Origin of the sequence: Promicromonospora sp. NPDC052451 (assembly GCF_044547525.1) — a bacterium.
Classification (GTDB): Bacteria; Actinomycetota; Actinomycetes; order Actinomycetales; family Cellulomonadaceae; genus Promicromonospora.
Map to the genome: position 1 here is coordinate 390,512 of NZ_JBIUAP010000001.1, position 18,451 is coordinate 408,962.

The 18,451-nt window shown below is 74.2% G+C and carries 14 protein-coding genes; 10 read left to right on the plus strand and 4 right to left on the minus strand.

Going from position 1 to position 18,451, the window contains the following annotated elements; genetic code table 11:
• Both ACIG47_RS01700 and ACIG47_RS01705 read right to left on the minus strand, forming a co-directional pair.
• Positions 1-2,268, minus strand: a complete 2,268-nt coding sequence (locus ACIG47_RS01700; RefSeq protein WP_397429341.1) for a hypothetical protein — start codon at positions 2,266-2,268, stop codon at positions 1-3.
• A gap of 510 nt (positions 2,269-2,778) precedes the next feature.
• Positions 2,779-3,531 carry a hypothetical protein gene (locus ACIG47_RS01705; protein ID WP_397412456.1) on the minus strand — a complete coding sequence of 251 codons (753 nt, stop codon included), beginning with the start codon at positions 3,529-3,531 and terminating at the stop codon, positions 2,779-2,781.
• A gap of 344 nt (positions 3,532-3,875) precedes the next feature.
• Between ACIG47_RS01705 and ACIG47_RS01710 the strand changes: the two genes are divergently transcribed.
• The 8 genes from ACIG47_RS01710 (at position 3,876) to ACIG47_RS01745 (ending at position 14,783) form a co-directional block, all read left to right on the plus strand.
• Entirely contained in the window at positions 3,876-4,775 is a 900-nt protein-coding gene (locus tag ACIG47_RS01710) for an ABC transporter ATP-binding protein (protein ID WP_397429342.1), read from the plus strand.
• Between the two features lie 86 nt (positions 4,776-4,861).
• The gene (locus ACIG47_RS01715) at positions 4,862-6,103 is read left to right on the plus strand and encodes an ABC transporter permease (RefSeq protein ID WP_397429343.1); all 1,242 of its coding nucleotides are present in this window, start codon (positions 4,862-4,864) and stop codon (positions 6,101-6,103) included.
• The gene (locus ACIG47_RS01720) at positions 6,100-7,875 is read left to right on the plus strand and encodes a PQQ-binding-like beta-propeller repeat protein (protein WP_397429344.1); all 1,776 of its coding nucleotides are present in this window, start codon (positions 6,100-6,102) and stop codon (positions 7,873-7,875) included. Before ACIG47_RS01715 ends, ACIG47_RS01720 begins: the two co-directional genes overlap by 4 nt.
• 30 nt (positions 7,876-7,905) lie before the next feature.
• Positions 7,906-9,546, plus strand: a complete 1,641-nt coding sequence (locus ACIG47_RS01725; RefSeq protein ID WP_397429345.1) for a hypothetical protein — start codon at positions 7,906-7,908, stop codon at positions 9,544-9,546.
• A 51-nt stretch (positions 9,547-9,597) separates the two neighbouring features.
• Positions 9,598-11,328 (plus strand): PQQ-binding-like beta-propeller repeat protein, encoded by a 1,731-nt coding sequence (locus tag ACIG47_RS01730; protein ID WP_397429346.1) that lies wholly within the window; start codon positions 9,598-9,600, stop codon positions 11,326-11,328.
• Positions 11,329-11,360: 32 nt separating this feature from the next.
• Complete coding sequence (locus ACIG47_RS01735; protein ID WP_397429347.1) at positions 11,361-13,028, plus strand: PQQ-binding-like beta-propeller repeat protein; 1,668 nt, start codon at positions 11,361-11,363, stop codon at positions 13,026-13,028.
• 47 nt (positions 13,029-13,075) lie between these two features.
• Complete coding sequence (locus ACIG47_RS01740) at positions 13,076-13,861, plus strand: deoxyribonuclease IV (RefSeq protein ID WP_397429348.1); 786 nt, start codon at positions 13,076-13,078, stop codon at positions 13,859-13,861.
• 58 nt (positions 13,862-13,919) lie between these two features.
• On the plus strand, positions 13,920-14,783 hold the full coding sequence (locus ACIG47_RS01745; RefSeq protein WP_397412470.1) for an NAD-dependent epimerase/dehydratase family protein: 864 nt from the start codon (positions 13,920-13,922) through the stop codon (positions 14,781-14,783).
• Positions 14,784-14,790: 7 nt separating this feature from the next.
• Here ACIG47_RS01745 and ACIG47_RS01750 read toward each other — a convergent pair whose 3' ends face one another.
• On the minus strand, positions 14,791-15,375 hold the full coding sequence (locus ACIG47_RS01750) for a TetR/AcrR family transcriptional regulator (protein ID WP_397429349.1): 585 nt from the start codon (positions 15,373-15,375) through the stop codon (positions 14,791-14,793).
• A 120-nt stretch (positions 15,376-15,495) separates the two neighbouring features.
• On the opposite strand from ACIG47_RS01750, the gene ACIG47_RS01755 reads away from it, so the two are divergent.
• Positions 15,496-16,053 carry a hypothetical protein gene (locus ACIG47_RS01755; RefSeq protein WP_397429350.1) on the plus strand — a complete coding sequence of 186 codons (558 nt, stop codon included), beginning with the start codon at positions 15,496-15,498 and terminating at the stop codon, positions 16,051-16,053.
• 1 nt (position 16,054) lies between these two features.
• Positions 16,055-17,497, plus strand: coding sequence for a dihydrolipoyl dehydrogenase family protein (locus tag ACIG47_RS01760; protein ID WP_397429351.1), 1,443 nt, complete (start codon positions 16,055-16,057; stop codon positions 17,495-17,497).
• Between the two features lie 21 nt (positions 17,498-17,518).
• Here the strand turns inward: ACIG47_RS01760 and ACIG47_RS01765 are convergent, their stop codons facing one another.
• A complete protein-coding gene (locus ACIG47_RS01765) occupies positions 17,519-18,430 on the minus strand; it encodes a DNA/RNA non-specific endonuclease (protein WP_397429352.1) in 912 nt (303 codons plus the stop codon).
• Positions 18,431-18,451 lie beyond the last annotated feature (21 nt).

An 18,451-nucleotide genomic window follows, 5' to 3' on the forward strand; every position in this document is an offset into this window, starting at 1 on the left:
TCAGCGGATCGCGTAGAACTCGCGCAGGTGCACGTCGCGCCAGTTCGTGTGCACGCGCGTGAACCGGATGTCGCCCCGGGCCAGCGCGGGCGCGCGGAGCGTGACCCACTTGGTCCCGGGTTCCGGAGCCCAGGTGTGGACGACGCCGAACGAGGTGCGGCCGACCGAGACCCGCACCGTCCCGCGGTCCGGGCCCGTCACGAACTTCGCGCGGATCGCCCTGGCCGCGTCCGGGTTGTTCGACTGGACGGTGCCGGAGTACCCGTCGATGACGTACGAGTAGCGCCCGGTCTGGCGCCCGCCGTTGACGTACGTGTCGTTCTGGTCGAACGGCATGTTGGTGCACTTCCAGCCCGACCACGCGCTCCAGTTGCCCGCCTGGTCCCTGGCGCGGACGCGGTTGCAGTTCTGTTCACCGGTGTAGAGCTTGAAACGCACCGTCGTCCCGGTGTACGCGCTGGGCGCCCACGTGAGGGTCTCGCCGTACTCCCACTCGCGCCGCTGCACCTCGTAGCCCACGACCCCCCGTTCGTCGGAAGCCCCGTAGGTATAGGCGGGCTTGGAGACCATCATGTTGTCCCTGGTGCTCAACCACGTCTGGCTCGGCGTGACCCATCGCGGGTACGAGGTCCACCTGACGGTCGGCCGGGTGCCGTCCATGTAGGTGCACCGCAGCGGAGACCAGCCCGACACGTTGCCCACGACGTCACGCGCGCGAGCCTGGAAACAGGTGATGGTGGACTTCGTCGAGTATGCCGTCGCCGACGTCGCCGTCGTCCCCTGGTAGGACTTCGGGTAGACCCAGGCGCCGGTCTCGCCGCCGCGCGGCGTGCGGCGCCACCGGACGTCGTAGCTCGCTACCTTGCCGTTGTCCCTGGCCTGATACCGGAAGGTGATCCCGGTGCTCGTCGCCGTCGACCTGGTCGACGACGGGAGCGCTGATGCCGTGATCACCGGGGCCGTCGAGTCGACCACGACACACCGGTCCGCCGACCACGCGCCGATATTGCCTGCCGTGTCCGTGGCACGAACACGCCAGCACGTCTCGCTGCCCGGTGCCCCGGTCTGTGCCCGGAAGCTCCCGCTGTAGTAGCGCGCCAGGTCGCGCGGCTGCAAGGTCGGTCCCGGAGTCCATGGGCCCGGCGTGGCACTGCCTCTGGCCCGGACGCGGTACTCCGACTCGACCAGGGCGATGTCGGCCGGGTAGAAGGCAGGGCCGTTGTCGCCGTCCGTGGCGGTGAGGGCGACCACGTAGGACGTCGTGGTGACGACGTTGCTCGCAATGCGCATGCCCGCCGTCGGCGGCGTGAGGTCCTCGGGGACCGTCCGCATCTGTGACGACCACCCGGACAGGTCGGCTGTGCGTACGTCGCCTGCAGGATCGACGAGGACGGCTGTCCGGCCAGCATCGTCCAGGTCCACGTCGGAGGCGGCACCGAGGGTGCCCGGCTCGGCATCGGCGAGCGGCGTCACACGGAGGCTGCCGGTGCCGAGGTCGGTGCCGAGCACGAACCCCGCTCCGATCCGGAGCTCCTCGGCCGAGTAGTGCCCGGACAGGGTGAACGGGTAGTACACCTCCGCATGGTCCTGCAGCCAGACCTGGCCGTCGGCGCAGCGGGCGAGAGCAAAGCGCTCGTTCGCGTCGATCACCCGGGTCAGGGCGTCGGACCCGCCAGTGCACCGCACACCGCCCCGGGTGTACTGACCGTCCCGGATGTCGTCCCGCCACACGGTGGTCCCGCTGAAACCGTTGCTCGCCGTGATCACCTCGTCCTCGTACATCGCGATCCCGGCGCGTCCCCACACGTACGACCACACGTCTCCGGCGGAACCTACCGCCTGCACGTGCGCCTCTCCGTCGGTGTACGCCACGTACTCGGCCCCGTGCCCCAGCACGGACCCCACCGGCACGCTCCGCCTACCACCGCCGACCCCGTCGCCGTCGTGGTCCCGTGTCCAGGTGAGCGACTCGCCCTGGGCAGTGCGCAGGTGCACGACGTCGTTCTCCGCCGCGATCAGCTCGCCCGTCAGCTCGTGGCCGCCCCAGGTGGTGGACCACTCGCCGCCCGCGAGCGGGCGCCAGTACGTGACGGCGGTGCTGCCCGTGCCCGTCTGGACGAACAGGTTCTCGCCGGTGAGCGCGACCTGCTGCGCCGCGCCGGGGAGGTCGCTCGCCGCGGCGACGACGGTGCTGGGTACAGGCTCGGCGGCGGACGCCGTCCCGAGAGCCGTCCCTGTCGGCTCGTCGGCCGCGGCGCTGGTCGCCATGAGGCCCGTCCCGACGAGGACCGTTGCCGTGAGTGACGCGGTCCAGCGGGTCAGACGGGTCGGCCCCGACTCGGGGCGCGCGGAGGTTCCGCGACGATGCATGGTGGTGTGCCCTCCCGGCCGCCACGCTGCTCCACGAGACCGGCCCGGACGGACTCTAGGGTCCGTCGTGCCTGGCCGGAGCCGGATTCACCCCGACGATGCGGGTGAACTTCGCGGGCGGCGGGCGGGTGCGCCGCAACGGATGTCGCCGAACGTCGACATCGGTGCCGATGTCAGCGATCGACGACACGTGTCCCCGATGCCTGTGCCGATGTGGTCGACGACGGAGCGGCGATCGGTGGCGCGGAGGGCCAAGGCGGTATTTCCCGGCCAGGTGAACAGATCACGTCGATCTGACCGATTTGCCTATCTGCGCGTGAGCCCTCGACAAAGGAAGGAATGCGCGCTGAAGCGAGGGGCGAGAAACGCCCCCCGCTTCAATTCCGGAGAACCGGACTATTTAGCGCATTACGCCGAAGGGCTCGCCGAGGGTTCCGGCGTGGTGCCCGGCGTGCTCCCGTCCGTGGGCGGGTCCGACGGCTCCGGCGACGGCTCGGTCGACGGCTCCGGGGTGGGCTCCTCGGACGGCTGGGTCGGCTCCGGCGTCGGCTCCTCGGACGGCGGTGTCGTCGGCTCCTCCGACGGCGGGTCCGTGGGCTCCGGCTCTGGCGTCGGGGTCGGCGTCGGCTCCGGAGTGGGCGTCGGGGTCGGCTCCGGCGTCGGCTCGGGAGTCGGCGTCGGGCTGGGCGTGGGTGACGTCGACGGCGGAGGCGTCTGCGTGGGCGGCGGCGTCGTCGGGTGGACGGGCCGCGGCGTGACGGTGGTCGGCGGCGTCGGCCCGGCGGGGGTCGGCGCGGAGCCGTTGCCGAAGTCGATGCCCGGCAGCGGGGCGTGGGTGAACGAGCTGCCCGGGGTGGCGGGCCGGTCGGCCATGTGCCGCGGCACGTACTCCTGCGCGGGCGGGGTGTAGGTGAAGGGGCTCGGCTGCGCGTCCGGCCTGGAGCGCACGTCGACCGTGCCCTTCTCCCCGGGCTGGGCGGCAGGGTCGCGCTTCACCATCATCGGCGGCATGCCCTGCAGCACGTCGGGCAGCGCGGCGGGCGCGGCCGTCGTGTCCCGGTCCTGCGACTGCCCGGACGGTTGCACGGCCACGGCACCAACGATCCCCGCCGTCAGCACCATGGCCGCGGCTGTTCCTGTGACGATCAGACGGTTGCGCACGCTTAGCTCCCCCTGCGGGTTCAATGACTGCGAGACGTCCTCCGGAGAGCGGTGCTCATTCGTCCGTGGACGGGATGTCGAACCATTCAGCGCCGCGCACACTTCTCGCGACGTTCCGCTGGGGACAATACGTGGCAGAACGGCATCGGCAACCGGGGCCTGTAATACCAGGTCAATGCAGGTGCAAGAACTCGGCGCGGCAGAATCGGCGCTGCGAAATGTCGTTCTTCAGGCATTTCTCCAGCCACTCCGGCCACGCCGTCGTCGGCGGCCCGCCCCGAGGTGGAGACGGGTCCGCCTCGCGGCGGATCCCTGCCCGCGCCAGGCCACCTAGCGTGGCCGCCATGAGCGATCTGGAGGTGCGGGACCTGACCCGCGTGTTCGCCTCGGGCGGCACACCCCGGCGCGCCGTGGACGGCGTCAGCTTTACGGCGGCGTCGGGCCTGCTCACCGGGTTCGTCGGGGGCAACGGCGCGGGCAAGACGACGACCATGCGGATGATCATGGGAGTCCTGGCGATCACCTCGGGCGAGGTGTTGTTCGACGGCGACCCGGTCACCCGGGCGGACCGCCGCCGGTTCGGTTACATGCCCGAGGAGCGGGGCCTCTACCCGAAGCAGCCCGTGCTGGACCAGCTCGTCTACCTCGCACGGCTGCGCGGCATCGCACCCGGGGCCGCCCGGCGGGAGGTGCTGGAGCACCTCGACCGGCTGGGGCTCGCGGATCGCGCCAAGGAGCACGTCGAGAAGCTCTCCCTCGGCAACCAGCAGCGCGTCCAGATCGTCGCGGCGATCATGGGCGAGCCGCAGGCGCTGGTCCTGGACGAGCCGTTCAGCGGTCTCGACCCCGCGGCCGTCGACGCGATGGCCGACCTCCTGCGCGAGCACACCCGCCGCGGTGTGCCCGTCCTGTTCAGCTCGCACCAGCTCGACCTCGTGGAGCGCCTGTGCGAGCGCCTGGTCATCCTCGGCGGGGGCCGGGTGCTCGCGAACGGCACCCCCGACGCGCTGCGCTCCCAGGGAGTGACGCGGCACCGTCTGGTGCTGTCCGGCGACGCGGGCTTCGTCCGGGAGGTGCCGGGAGTGCGCGCCGTCGACGTGGACGGCTCGACCGCGCTCCTCGAGGTGGACGACGCCGCCGCCGCGACCCGGCTCCTGGCCGCCGCCCTGGACCGCGGTGCCGTCCAGGAGTTCTCCCCCGTCCGGCCGACGCTGGCCCAGATCTACCGTGAGGTGACCGCATGAGCCGGAGGCGCAGCGCAGGGTGGGGTCCGAGGGACGAGGAACGCGCCCGGAGCGGAGCCGCAGGGTCAGGCGGACAGCAGCACCGCATGAGCCGGAGGGACGACGGCGTGCGCAACGCCTGGATGGTCGTGGCCACGCGCGAGATCGTCGTGCGAGCGCTCAACAAGGGCTTCCTGATCGGCCTCCTCGTGACGATCGCGCTGATCGGCGGGCTCATCGGCTTCTCCGCCTACATGGAGAACCGCGCAGAGTCGTTCGACGTCGCGGTCGTGGCCGGGGACGATGACGCCGCCGCTGCCCTCCAGGCCGCCGCCGAGGGGCGTGGCACGACGGACGAGCCGGACCAGGAGCCGGACGACACGGTCGGGCTGACCGTGGTGCGCGTGGCCGACGCGGACGCGGCCGAGGCAGCCCTGCAGGAGGAGACCGCGGACGCGTGGCTCAGCTCCGGCACGCCCGGCAGCCCCGGCTGGACCCTGTCCGGCTGGCGCGAGCCCGACGGCACCCTCGCGCGGCTGATCGATGCCACGGTGCGCGACCAGGTGCTGGCCGAACGGGCTACCGAGGCCGGGACCAGCGTGGACGCGCTGACGGCAGGCAGCGAGGTCGAGACCGAGCGCCTCGACGGCAACCCCGTGGACCCGCAGGTCGCCCTGGTGGCCGGGTTCCTGCTCGCGTTCCTGTTCTTCATGGGCGCCGTGGGCTCCGGCTCGATGATCGCGGGCAGCGTGATCGAGGAGAAGCAGTCCCGGCTGGTCGAGATCATCGCGACCGCCGTGCCGCTGCGGCAGCTCCTGGCGGGCAAGATCGTCGGCAGCTCGGTGATCGCGCTCGGCCAGAACCTGGTGCTCGCCGCCGTCGGGCTCGTCGGGGCGTCGTTCACGGACCTGTCGGCGATCCTCCCGTCGATGACCGCCACCATGCTGTGGTTCGTCGTGTTCTTCACCGTCGGGTTCGTCGCGGTGGCGGCCCTCTACGCGGTCGCCGGCTCGCTCGCGTCGCGCACCGAGGACCTCCAGTACACGACCAGCCCCCTGATGATGCTGCTCATGGGCGTGTACGTGGTCACGTTCTCGGCCGACGGCGTGCTGGAGCGCGTGCTGTCCTACATACCGCCCGCGTCGATCGTGTCGATGCCGGTGCGCGTCCTCGACGGCGACGCGCTCTGGTGGGAGCCGCTGGTCTCCCTCGGCATCCTCGTCGTGGCCACGCTCGGTGCGGTGCTGCTCAGCGAGCGTGCCTACCGCGGGGCGCTGATGCAGACCGGCGGCCGGGTCTCCTGGAGGTCGGCCATCGCCGCGGAGCGGGGCACTACCCTCGGGGCGTGACCGAACGCACCCAGCACGACGACGCCGCGCCCGGGAGCCCCGACCCGAAGAAGGTGCACACCTTCGACCTGATCGACGAGGTGCCCGGGGTGTCCGCGGGCACGGCCGGCCCGGACGACGCGGGCGACGAGCCCGCCTCCGAGCCGGACCCGGAGGAGGCCGCGCCGCGCGAGCCCGGCCGGGTGGCCCGGGCAGTCACGGCCGTCCGTGGTGCGGTGGGCCGGACGGCGCGGCGTGGTGCCGCTGCGGTCCGGCGGCGCGTGCCCGCGACCCGGCGCGGCCGCGTGCTGCTGGTGGGCGGCGTGGCGGCCGCCGTCGTGCTGGTGGTCGTGGCGGGGGCGCTGCTGGACGCGCAGCTGCGCCACCGCGACCTGATCGCCGCGCCGGGTGGCGTGCGGAGCCTGGCGGAGCGGCCGGCCGAGCAGTGGTCGGTCGACCTCGACAACCCGATCGCCTCGACGCTGGTCGAGATGCCGGGCGTGCTCGCAGTGATCGGTGACGGGACGGTCCAGGGGGTCGACCCGGAGTCCGGTGCGGTGCGGTGGACCGTCGACGTCGGCGAGGGGGCGCGGTGCGGGCCGACGCCGTGGCTCGGCATCGGCGGCCCGGCGACGACGATGCCGGCCGACCCGCTGGTCTGCGTCACGACGTCGGAGGGCGGGCAGGCCGACGTCACAGTCGTCGACGCGGACGGCGCCGTCACCACGCGGGAGCTGGACCCGGGCACCATCGTGCTGCCCGGTTCCGACGGTGCGCTGATCCGCCTGCAGCTCGCGGGTGACGGGCACGGTCCGGAGCCCGTGGTGGTCGACAAGGTGGGCACGCCGCACCTCCCGAAGGGTTTCACCGCGCCGGACCTGACGGTCCGGGTCGAGGACGCCGTCACGGGGACGGAGCGCTGGAGCGCGACCGTCGCGTCCGGCAGGCCCGACCCCAACTACTGCCTCACCTACCACCAGGAGGTCGACGACGACTCCCCGACCCCCGTGCTCGACGTCGAGGGCGTGCTGAACGCGAACCTGCAGCAGGGCATCCTGGAGATCGAGGGCTGCGGTGTGTCGGCGGCCTTCCTGCTCGACGGCACGCGTCTCGACGACCCGGACGATGCCACCGACCTGACGGACGCGACCGCGGCCGGGCAGTTCACGGCCCTGCCCGGCGGCGGCTGGGTGGGGCCCGACCCGGCCGGCGGGCCGGTGGACGAGACCGGCCGGCCGAGCCAGGTGGTGCACCTCCCGGACGGTCGCACCGTCCCGCTCGACGGCCGGGTGCTCGTCCCGTGGGCCACCGACGGCCGCGACCCGGGGCTGCTGCTCGTCCGCGCCGGCGTGCACACCGAGGCGGTGTCCACCGACGAGCGCGACGCCGGGAGCAGGCTCTGGACGTCGTCGCCCCGGCTCCGGGCCACGGACCTGATCGCGAGCGTCCGGGGTACCGCGGTGGTCGTGGACGAGCTCGGGCCGGTGCGCGCCGTCGACCTGGGCACGGGAGCGGTGCGCTGGACGCTCGACCCGGAGGTGCTGGGTTTCGAGGAGGGCGTCTGGGACGCGGCGTCGACCATCTTCGGGGCCTACACCGACGGCGACGTGCTGCTGCTGCCCGTGACCGCCGACCCGCAGGGCGGCGCGTCGGGGCTGCGCATGGTCGCCGTCGACCTGCGCGACGGCTCGGTGCGCTGGGAGATCGAGCAGGAGACGCCCTACACCCAGATCGTCAGCGTGGACGGCTACCTGGCGCAGATCACGCAGCACGGCGTGGTGGGCCTCGGCTGACAGGGGGTGCGGCCCGGGTAGGCTCCCGGCATGTCGCGGCCGGACGAGGGGGATCCTGTTGTCTTCGACCTGGTCGGAGGCGGTCCGGACGACGACGGCCCAGAGGGCTCGGGCGGACCGGAGGGCGACGGTTCTGCCGTCGGCCGCCTGGCCGGTGGTGAGGGCGCGGACGCCGTCGGCGGATCCCCGGCCCGACGCCGCCTCCTCCCGCACCTGTCCCGGCGGACGCGGCTCCTCGCGGTGGCGGCGGCGGCCGTGGTGGCCGTCGCGCTGACCGCGGTCGACCTCGTGCGCGACCACCGGCGCGAGGACCTGATGCGGACGTCCGCGGTCGGTGTGGCATCCCTGGCCGACCCGCCGGAGGAGACCTGGACGGTCCCGTACGACGTGCCCTTCGGCAGTGCGGCCTTCGTGCACCAGCCGGTGGTGGTCATGGACGGACTGCTTGTGCTGCTGCCGAGCACCCTGCGGGACGTGTACCTCCAGGACCCCGCGACGGGTGAGACCGGCCCCGCCCCCGCAGGGTTCAGCGACGTGACCGCCGTGGACCCGGCCTCGGGAGCCGTGGCGTGGCGCGTGCCGCTGGGCGAGGACGCGGTGTGCGGGCCCACGGGGTACGACGCATCGGTCACGACGGACCGGCTGACCTGCCTCCAGGGTCCGGAAGACGCCCGGGAGGTGCTGACCGTGGAGCCTGACGGCGGCACGGGGGTGCGGTCCGCGGAGCAGGCCGGTGACGAGCGGGTGTTCCCGGGCCCGGAGGGCATGGTCGTCCGGGTGCGGCCGATCGAGGAGCCTGCCGGGTCCGAGGAGTGCGACGACCCGGCGGGCTGCGGGAACGGGACGCCCACCGCACGCCACGAGGTCCGGGTGGTCGCGGAGGACGCCGTGACCGGTGCCGAGCGCTGGACCGAGGACGTCGACCTGACCGCCCCGGACGGGGTGATCTGCAGGGACGCGAGCGATCCCGGGTCGGCACCCGTCGGGGACACCGAGGCGCTGCACGTCGCCGCGGGCACCGAGAGCGTCGTCGTGCAGGGGTGCGGCACCGACGCCACGCTGTCGACGGACGGGACCCGCCTGGACCTGGCGGCCGCGGAGGGCTCGGGGTCGCCGGCCTGGGTCACGGAGCTGGGTTCGGGGCGCTTCGCCGTGCAGACCGGTCCCGCGGGGATGACCGTCGTGGACGGCGCCGGACGCGTGCTCGGCACCCTGGAGGGGCTGGTGCAGCCTGTCGCCGTCGCCCCGGACGCCCCCGACGACCTGTGGTTCGCCGGGCGCACGGGCGGCACCGGGTTCGACGCGGTCCGCGAGGACGGTTCGACGGCCTGGACCGAGCGCTCCGGGACGCGCGTGCTGCTCGCGGCGCGGGACGTGGTGGTCATGGAGCGCGGGAGCCGGCTGATCGGCCTGGACCGCGACACCGGTGCGGAGCTCTGGGAGCGGACCGGCGACGACACATCGGGCCTGGCGAACTTCCGCACCGTGACGGACGGCGAGACGGTGGCCGGGGTGTACCTGCCCCCGGAGGGCGGCGGTGCGGGGATGCTCGTCGCGGTCGGGCTCGCCACCGGCGCCGAGCGGTGGACCGTGCCGGTCACGGGCATGGTCGTCGCCGTCGGCGGCCACCTCGTCGAGGTCACCGCGGACGGCCTGCGCGGGCTGGGGTGACCTTCCGCGGAGGGGCTGTCCCGTGCGGCGGCCCGCACTACGCTCGGCCGCATGGCGCGCGACCCGGCGGAGGGCGACGCGTTCGTCTTCGACCTCGTCGGGGACGACGCGCCACCTGACGACGCGTCTGCCACGCCGGCCACCGGGGTACCCGGCACCGTCCACCCGGGATCCGGCACCGGGCACCCCGCAGCCCCGTCGGCGCCGGACGAGGCGGCCACCGACGCCGGCGTGCCCCCGCCGTCGGACGGCCGCGGGCGCCGCCGTCGCCTGGCGGCCCAGCTCGCCGCGGTGCTGGCGATCGTGCTCGGCACGGGGCTCGCCGTCGACGGAGTGCGGGACCACGCCCGGATGGAGCGGATGCGGGACGTGCCGGGCGGGGTCGCGGACCTGTCGCAGCCGCTGACGCAGGCCTGGGCGTGGAGCGGGACGGTCGGGCCGGGCGAGAGCAGCGCCGACGTGGCGGTGCTCGGCGACGTGCTGGTCGTCGAGTCCGACGACGGCCTGGTCGCCCTGGACCCGGCGACGGGCGCGGTGGCCTGGACCGTCCCGCTCCGGGCCGACGCCGACTGCGGCCCGATGGTGCCGCCGACCTCGACGGACCCGTCCACGCCGGCGCTGGTGTGCCTCCAGGGCACGGGCGCCGACCGGGAGGTGGTCGCCGTCGGGCCCGGCGGTGCGACGTCCGCCTCCCGGCCCCTGCCTGCCGCGGACGCCCGGCGCCACGGACTGCCCCACACCGGCCCCGGCGGCACGCTGCTGCGCGCGCACCGCGTGGGTCCACCGTCGGCGGTGGACCCGGGCGACGCCCGGTGCACCGCGGCGGGCGAGTGCGCCGGGACCGTGGAGGCGGGGCGCGACCTGGTGCTCCGGGCGGAGGACGCGGCGACCGGAGCGGAGCGCTGGCGCGTGACCGTGCCGTTCCGGCCGGTGGACGCCACGCAGTGCACGCGCACCTTCGCCGCGTCCTGGGGCAGCTCGGAGACCCGGCTGGTCATCAGCGGGCAGCTCGCGCCCGACGCGTTCGGCGCGGGCGTCACGGCGGATCTCGTGGCAGTGCAGGGCTGTGGCATCCAGGCCGCCGTCACGCCGCGCGGCACCGTGCTGGGGCCGTGGATCGAGCCGGGCCGGGGCGGTGTGACGGCCCTCGGCACCGGCTACGCCGTGACGAGGTTCGACGGCCTGCCCCGCTCCGTGCTGCTCACCGCGGACGGCGACGTGGCCGGCGAGATCACCGGGTACCCCCTGGCTCCCCGGGTGGCCGACGGGTCGCGACCCGCGACGGTGCTGGGGGTGGACGAGCCCGGTCGGCGCCTGCGCGCGTACGGCGGCGACGGCACGCCGCGCTGGGACATCGCGCTGCAGTCGGGCGGACAGCAGTTCCTGGCGCAGGTCGGCGACACGGCGGTGGTCTCGACCGGGGCCGGCACGGTGCGCGGCCTGGACCTCGCCACGGGTGCGGAGCGCTGGTCGTGGGACGGCGCGGCGGGGCCGTCGGCCGCCGACGGCGGGTACTTCGGTACGGCCCACGTGTTCCAGGCCCTCACCGACGGCGAGACGGTGCTCCTGGCCACCGAGGGTGACTCGGGCGGCACGCACGGCCTGGTGGCCCTCGACGCGGGTACCGGTGCCGTGGTCTGGCAGCGCGTCGGCGGGGCGGCGGTCACCACGTTCGACCCGGCCGTCGGCGGCTCCGGCGAGCGGGGTGTGGTCGGCGGGCTGGTGGCGGTGGACGGCGTCCTGCTGGAGGTGACGCCGCGTGGCGTGCGGGGTTTCCAGTGAAACCGTGACCAGCCCGACATACCCTCGGTCGCATGGCACGTGATCCGGACCAGGGCGGCGCGTTCGTCTTCGACCTGGTGGACGACGGCGCGGACGACCCCCAGGTCTCGTTCGCCGGATCCGGCGCGGGCGGTGGACCGGGCGCGGAGCCTGAGCCGGACGGTCGCCCGGCAGGCGATGCGCCGCTCCGGGACCGGGAGCGGTACCTGCGGGTGCTCGGTCCGGTGGCAGCGGTGCTGGCCGTGGTGCTGGGTACCGGGCTCGCGGTCGAGGGCGTCCGCGACGGCGCCCGGATGGAGCGGATGCGCGACGTGCCCGGCGGTGTGGCGGACGTGTCCCGCCCGCTCGACGAGGCGTGGACGTGGGACGGCCCGGTCGGCTGGGCCGGCGCCACCGGGGACGACGTGTGGGGGACCGAGGCGGTGGTGCTCGGCGACCGGCTCGTGGTCCCGTCCGGGAACGAACTGGTGGCGCTGGACCCGGCGTCGGGCGACGTGGCCTGGACGGCGCGGCTCGGTGCGGACCCGGAGTGCGGGCCGCTGGGCTCGGCGGGCTGGGGTGCGGCGGTGGCCCGGCGGCTCGTGTGCCTGACGGGCGACGCGGCGGACCGGGTCGCCGTCGTCGTGGGCCCGGACGGGACGGTGTCGGCGGAGCGTGTGCTGGACCCCGCGGACACGGAACGGTACGGCCGTCCTCGGCCCGGTCCCGACGGGACGGTCCTGCGCGCCCAGCGGGTGGGGCCTGCGCCCGGTCCGCTGCCGGACGGCGCCGGGTGCGACGACATGGGGGAGTGCACCGGCACCGTCGAGGAGGGGCGCGACGTCGTGCTCCGCGCCGAGGACGCCGTCACCGGTGACGAGCGCTGGAGCGTCACGATCCCCTTCCGGGCCACGCGCGCCGACCAGTGCGCGAACTGGGGCGGCGACTCCTGGGACGGGACGGTCAGCAACGGCCTGCTGAACGTCGAGGACTTCGGTGCCCAGGTCCAGGACCAGCTCGTCCAGGTGTACGGCTGCGGCGTCCAGTCCGCCGTGACGCCGGACGGCCTGGTGCTCGGCACCCGGATGGAGCCGGGCTCCGGCGGCGTCGAGCGGCTGCGCAGCGGCGGGTACGCCGAGTACACGTTCGAGGGGGACCTGCGGACCGTGCTCCTCGACGCGGACGGCGAGCGGGTCGGCGAGGTCGAGGGATACGTGCTCGAGCCCCTGACCGTGACCGGGCCGGAGGCCCCGACGCTGATGTCCGCGGGCGGGCTGGGCACCCGACTGGCGTCGTACGCGCTGGACGGCACCCCACGCTGGGACGTGCCCGCGAGGGAGGGCGTGCAGCAGTTCCTGGCGCAGGTGGAGGGTACGGCGGTCATGCTGGCCGTGCCGGGCTCCGTGCTCGGGGTGGACCTCGCGACGGGGGCGGAGCGGTGGACGTGGGACGGCGGCGATCCCGAGGGCTCGTCCACCGGCACCCTGTTCGTCTCGCGGGCCTTCACCGACGGGCGCTCGGTGCTGCTGGTCGTCGAGGACGGCTCGGGGGCAGCGGGCCTGACGGCGCTCGACGCGGAGACCGGCGAGGTGGTGTGGGAGCGGCCCCCGGCGGCGGAGGACCTGACGGGTGACGTCTGGTCGGGCCCGGTCAGCGGGCTGCTGGCCGTGGACGGCAACCTGGTCGAGGTCGTCTCGAGCGGCGCCCGTGGCCTGGGCTGACGCCGTCGCCCGTCGTCGTGTGGGTGAGCCGTTCTAGGGTGGGGGCCATGGTGAAGATCGGCGCGCACGTGGACCTGACCGACGCGATCGGGGCGGCGAAGGCGCTCGGCGCGGACACGGTGCAGGTGTTCCTGAGCGACCCGCAGGCATGGAAGGTCCCCGACCTGCCCTACGAGGGTGGCGCGGAGGCGCTCAAGGCCGACGCCGCCGCCGCGGACCTCGACCTGTACGTGCACGCGCCGTACGTGATCAACGTGGCCTCGACCAACAACCGGATCCGTATCCCGAGCCGCAAGCTGCTGCAGCAGATCATGGACGGTGCCGCCGCGGTGGGCGCCCGGGGCGTCGTGGTGCACGGAGGGCACGTCACCGCGAACGACGAGCCGGCCAAGGGCTTCGACAACTGGCGCAAGGCGATCGACGCGCTGGAGACCGACGTGCCGGTGCTCATCGAGAACACGGCGGGCGGCGACTACTCGATGGCGCGCCGCCTGGAGCGCATCGAGCAGCTCTGGGCTGCCGTGACCGCGGCGAACGGCGGGGACAACGTCGGGTTCACGCTCGACACCTGCCACGCGTGGGCCGGCGGCATCGACCTCGCGACGGCGGCCGACCAGATCCGTGCGATCACGGGCCGGATCGACCTGGTGCACGCCAACGACTCGCGCGACGTGGCGGGGTCCGGGGCCGACCGGCACATCAACTTCGGCCAGGGACTCATCCCGGAGGATCTGCTGGTGGGCGTGATCGCGGCGGCGGGCGCACCCGTCATCTGCGAGACCAAGGGCGACATGGCCCCGGACATCGCCTGGCTCCGGGAGCGCCTGGCCTGACCCGGGGCCCGGCACCCGGGCGTTGGTCGAGCCATGGAAGCCTGGCAGGATCGGACGCATGGCGACGGCGCAGCGGGTAGTGGTCACGGGCGCGAGCGGGAAGCTCGGCCGGTTCGTGGTGGAGCACCTGGCGGAGGCGGGGTACGCGGTGGCCGCGACCGACCGCGTGGCGCCCCCGCCGGGCAGCCCCGGCGACTTCACGGTGGCCGACCTGACGGACCTCGGCCAGGTCGTGGAGCTGCTGTCGGGCGTGGACGAACGGCGCCCGGCCGACGCCGTCGTGCACCTGTCCGCGATCCCGGCGCCCGGTCTGGCCACCAACGCCGCGACGTTCGGCAACAACGTGCCCAGCACCTACAACGTGCTGCGTGCCGCGCAGGTGGTGGGTATCCGGAACATCGTGACGGCCTCCTCCGAGACCGTGCTCGGCCTGCCGTTCGACGTACCGCCGCCGTACCTGCCGGTCGACGAGGAGTACGACGTGCTGCCGCAGTCCACCTACTCCCTCGGCAAGTCCCTGGAGGAGGAGATGGCCAGGCACTTCGCCCGCTGGGACCCGGAGCTCAAGGTCGCCGCGCTCCGGTTCTCCAACGTGATGACCCCGCAGGACTACGCCCGCTTCCCGTCCTGGCAGGACGACGCCCAGGCCCGGCGCTGGAACCTGTGGGGCTACATCGACGGCCGGGACGGTGCCCAGGCGGTGCGCCGCGCGCTGGAGGCGGAGTTCACGGGGTTCGAGGCGTTCGTCATCGCGAACGCGGACACGGTGATGGAGCGGGACTCGGCCGACCTCGCGGCCGAGGTCTTCCCGGACGTGCCGCACCGGCGCCCGATCGAGGGCCGGGAGACGCTCCTGGGCATCGACAAGGCCCGCCGCGTGCTCGGCTACGCGCCGGAGCACTCCTGGCGCTCGGAGCTCTGACCCGGACCTAGCGGGCCGCGCGCTCCGCCGAGCCGATGACGGCCTGGCAGCTCCGCAGGAACGAGTCGGCGACCCGGCTGGGGTCGCCGAGGTAGCCGGCGACCATGATGCCGTCGCGCAGCAGCATGAGGTCCTCCGCGACGGCGGGCGGGTCGGCGAGCCCGAGCGGGGCGACGAGCCGTTCGAACGCGCTCGCCCACCAGGCCCGGTGGTCGTCCACGACCTTGCGCACCGGCGTGCCGGGGTCCGGGTACTCGGCGGCGGCGTTGATGAACGGGCACCCGCGGAAGCCGGGTTCGCACGCCATCGCGCCCGTGTGGCCGGCCATGAGGCGCAGCGTCGCGTCGACGTCGCCCGCCCCGTGCGTGATGGCCGCGTCGACGCCGGCGCGCTCCTGTGCCGCGCGGTGCTCCAGGTAGGCGACCACGAGGTCGTCCTTGGTCCGGAAGTGCCGGTAGAAGGTCACCTTCGTGGTGCCGGCGCGCTCGATGACCTTGTCGACGCTCACCGCGCGCAGCCCGTGCGCGTAGAACAGCTCGTTCGCCGCCTCGATCAGGCGGTCCCGGATGGACCCGTGCACGGTCGCGATCATACGTGGCTCCTCTCGTGGCCCCTTGCGCAGCGGGGGCCGGCTGTGTACCGTCGCTCTCGGTAGAGTAACTAGTAAGTCTACCTAGACAGGCCGACAGCGGCCACCATCGAAGGGAAAGCCATGACGACCACCGCGGAATCCTCCGCAGCCACCGCGACCGCACTGCGGAACCTGTACTTCGTACGGTTCGGGTTCGCCATCGTCTGGGCGGTGCTGCTGTTCCTCACCGGGTCCTCGCTCGGACCGGTCAGCATCGCGCTGCTCGTGCTGTACCCGCTGTTCGACGTCGGCGCCGCCGTCGTCGACCTCCGCTCCTCGAAGGCTGCGCGGCCCACCGTCGGCCTGTACTTCAACATGGCGCTCAGCCTGCTCACGGCGATCGGCCTGGTCGTCGCGGTGACCTCGGGCATCCCCGCCGTGCTGCGCGTCTGGGGCGTCTGGGCGATCACCGCCGGCCTGGTGCAGCTCATCGTCGCGATCGCCCGGTACCGGCTCGGCGGTCAGTGGGCCATGATCCTCAGCGGCGGCATCTCCGTGTTCGCGGGCGCCGGCTTCTTCATGATGGCCGGCGGGCCGAACGCGATGCTGACCTCGCTGGCCGGGTACGCCACGCTCGGCGGCATCTTCTTCCTCGTCTCCGCGCTGCGCCTGAACCGCGTCGTCACGAAGGAGAGCTGAGATGACCGAGAACACCTTCGACGTCGTCGTCATCGGTGCCGGCCCCGTGGGCGAGAACGTGGCCGACCGGATCGTGCAGGGCGGCCTCACCGCCGCGATCGTGGAGAGCGAGCTCGTGGGCGGGGAGTGCTCGTACTGGGCCTGCATGCCCACCAAGGCCCTCCTGCGGGACGCCGCCGCGCTGCGCGCGGTCCGGGCACTGCCCGGCGCACGCGCCGCGGTGACCGGCGAGCTGGACGCGTCCGCCGTCCTGGCCCGCCGCGACGCGTTTGCCGCGCACTGGCACGACGACGGTCAGGTCGGCTGGCTCGAGGGCGCCGGGATCTCGCTGTTCCGGGGCGTGGGACGGATCAGCGCCGCGCGCACCGTCGAGGTGACCGACGCCGACGGGTCCACGACGGTGCTCCGTGCGCGGCACGCCGTCGTCGTCGCGACCGGGACCAGTGCCCGCCTGCCCGAGATCCCCGGCCTGGCCGACGCCGCACCGTGGACCAGCCGTGAGGCCGCGTCCGCCCACGCGGTCCCCGGGCGCCTGGCCGTCATCGGCGGTGGTGTCGTGGGGGCCGAGATGGCCACCGCGTACGCGGCGCTGGGCGCGCAGGTCACGGTGGTCGCCCGCGACGGCCTGCTGCCCGCCGCCGAGCCGTTCGCCCGTGACCTGGTGGCCGAGGAGCTCAAGGCGCAGGGTGTCGCCCTGCACCTGTTCGTCGGGCCGCAGCGGGTCGACCGGGACGACACCGGGACGGTCCGCGTCACGCTGGCCGACGGCACCGTGCTGGAGGCCGACGAGGTGCTGGTCGCGACCGGTCGCACGCCGAACACGGCAACGGTCGGCCTGGACCACGTCGGGCTGACCCCGGGCGACTGGCTGCGCGTGGACGACTCGCTCCGGGTGCTCGACGGCGAGGGCGAGCCGGTCGGCGACGGCTGGCTCTACGCCGCGGGCGACGTGAACCGGCGGGTGCTGCTGACGCACCAGGGCAAGTACCAGGCCCGCGCGGTGGGCGACACGATCGTGGCCCGTGCCACGGGGAACCCCGTCGACCTCGCTCCGTGGGGCCGGCACGCGGCCACCGCCGACGAGCGCGCCGTACCGCAGGTGATCTTCACCGACCCGGAGATCGCGAGCGTGGGTCACACCGCCGCGTCCGCCAAGGCCGCCGGGCTGCGCATCCGCGCGGTCGAGTACGACCTCGGCGCCGTGGCCGGCGCCTCCCTGCACGCCGACGGGTACACGGGCCGGGCCGGCATGATCGTCGACGAGGACCGGAAGGTGCTGGTCGGCTTCACCGCCGTGGGCCCCGACGTGGCCGAGCTGCTCCACGCCGCCACGATCGCCGTCGCCGCGGAGGTGCCGATCGACCGCCTGTGGCACGCCGTCCCGGCGTACCCGACGGTGAGCGAGATCTGGCTCCGCCTGCTGGAGGCGTACGGCCGCTCGTGAGGCGCCCGTGCGTGGCCCGGGTCAGGGCAGGACGATCTGGTCCCGGGTCCGGATCTCCGACCACGCCCGGGCCCGGGGGAGCCGGTGGATCGTGATGTCGGTGGGCCGGGTGCCGGCCGGCGTCGGCGGCGGGACGGCGAGCACGTCGGCCCCGGGCAGCGGCCCCAGGTCGAGCCCGGTCAGGGCCGCGACGTCCCGCACCGGGACCTGGTAGGTCCGGAACGGGCCCAGCGGCGGGATGTCGTCCCGGGCCAGGGCCTGGGCCGTGATCTCGGAGAGGCGGGCGTCGTCGAGCTGGGGCGTCTGGTCCAGCACGAACGCGGTGGACAGCAGGGTGCGGCGCCCGGCGTCGTCCGGGCTGCCCGCCGCGTCGTGGGTGGACCGGGGAGCCGGGCCCGCCCAGGCGACGACCTTCCAGAAGAGTCGCGGGATGCGGACGCCGCGGTAGGGCGGGTCGTCGGCCGCGAACACCGGACCCGTCTGCACGGCGAGGCGGTGGTCGTGGGCGGCCGCGTAGGCCAGCACGTGGTCCTCCAGGCCGTTCCACAGCTCCTTGGACTGGTTGAACCTGTTCACCTGCGGTGCCGCGTTCGGGTAGGTGAAGGTGTCGTGGTTGGCGCGTGCGGCCGTCTCGGCGTCACCCCAGACGGGGTCGAGGCGGCGCACCAGGTGGCCACGGTCCAGGGGGTTGCCCGCGTACAGCTCGCTGCCGGCCTGCTCGCCGGTCGGCACACGCCGGTCCAGGCGCCACCGGCCGGTGCGGCGCAGGGCCAGGAGGGCCGCGCCGTCCACCACGCAGGCGGTGGCCGCCGCGAGGCGGCGCGCCGGGTCCAGGAGCACGGAGAAGTGGGTGTAGTGCAGGACACGCAGGTCGGCGGGCGAGGCGGGGAGCGGGACGCGGAACCCGAGAAAATCTGCGTCGTAGCCGGTCACAGGCAGACAGCCAACCAGAGT

Bases quoted from the DNA above. Each gene is read 5' to 3' on its own strand.
- ACIG47_RS01750 (WP_397429349.1), bottom strand. From the start codon at position 15,375: ATGATCGCGACCGTGCACGGGTCCATCCGGGACCGCCTGATCGAGGCG.
- ACIG47_RS01735 (WP_397429347.1), top strand. From the start codon at position 11,361: ATGGCACGTGATCCGGACCAGGGCGGCGCGTTCGTCTTCGACCTGGTG.
- ACIG47_RS01760 (WP_397429351.1), top strand. From the start codon at position 16,055: ATGACCGAGAACACCTTCGACGTCGTCGTCATCGGTGCCGGCCCCGTG.
- ACIG47_RS01710 (WP_397429342.1), top strand. From the start codon at position 3,876: ATGAGCGATCTGGAGGTGCGGGACCTGACCCGCGTGTTCGCCTCGGGC.
- ACIG47_RS01725 (WP_397429345.1), top strand. From the start codon at position 7,906: ATGTCGCGGCCGGACGAGGGGGATCCTGTTGTCTTCGACCTGGTCGGA.
- ACIG47_RS01755 (WP_397429350.1), top strand. From the start codon at position 15,496: ATGACGACCACCGCGGAATCCTCCGCAGCCACCGCGACCGCACTGCGG.
- ACIG47_RS01740 (WP_397429348.1), top strand. From the start codon at position 13,076: ATGGTGAAGATCGGCGCGCACGTGGACCTGACCGACGCGATCGGGGCG.
- ACIG47_RS01700 (WP_397429341.1), bottom strand. From the start codon at position 2,268: ATGGCGACCAGCGCCGCGGCCGACGAGCCGACAGGGACGGCTCTCGGG.
- ACIG47_RS01730 (WP_397429346.1), top strand. From the start codon at position 9,598: ATGGCGCGCGACCCGGCGGAGGGCGACGCGTTCGTCTTCGACCTCGTC.
- ACIG47_RS01715 (WP_397429343.1), top strand. From the start codon at position 4,862: ATGAGCCGGAGGGACGACGGCGTGCGCAACGCCTGGATGGTCGTGGCC.
- ACIG47_RS01745 (WP_397412470.1), top strand. From the start codon at position 13,920: ATGGCGACGGCGCAGCGGGTAGTGGTCACGGGCGCGAGCGGGAAGCTC.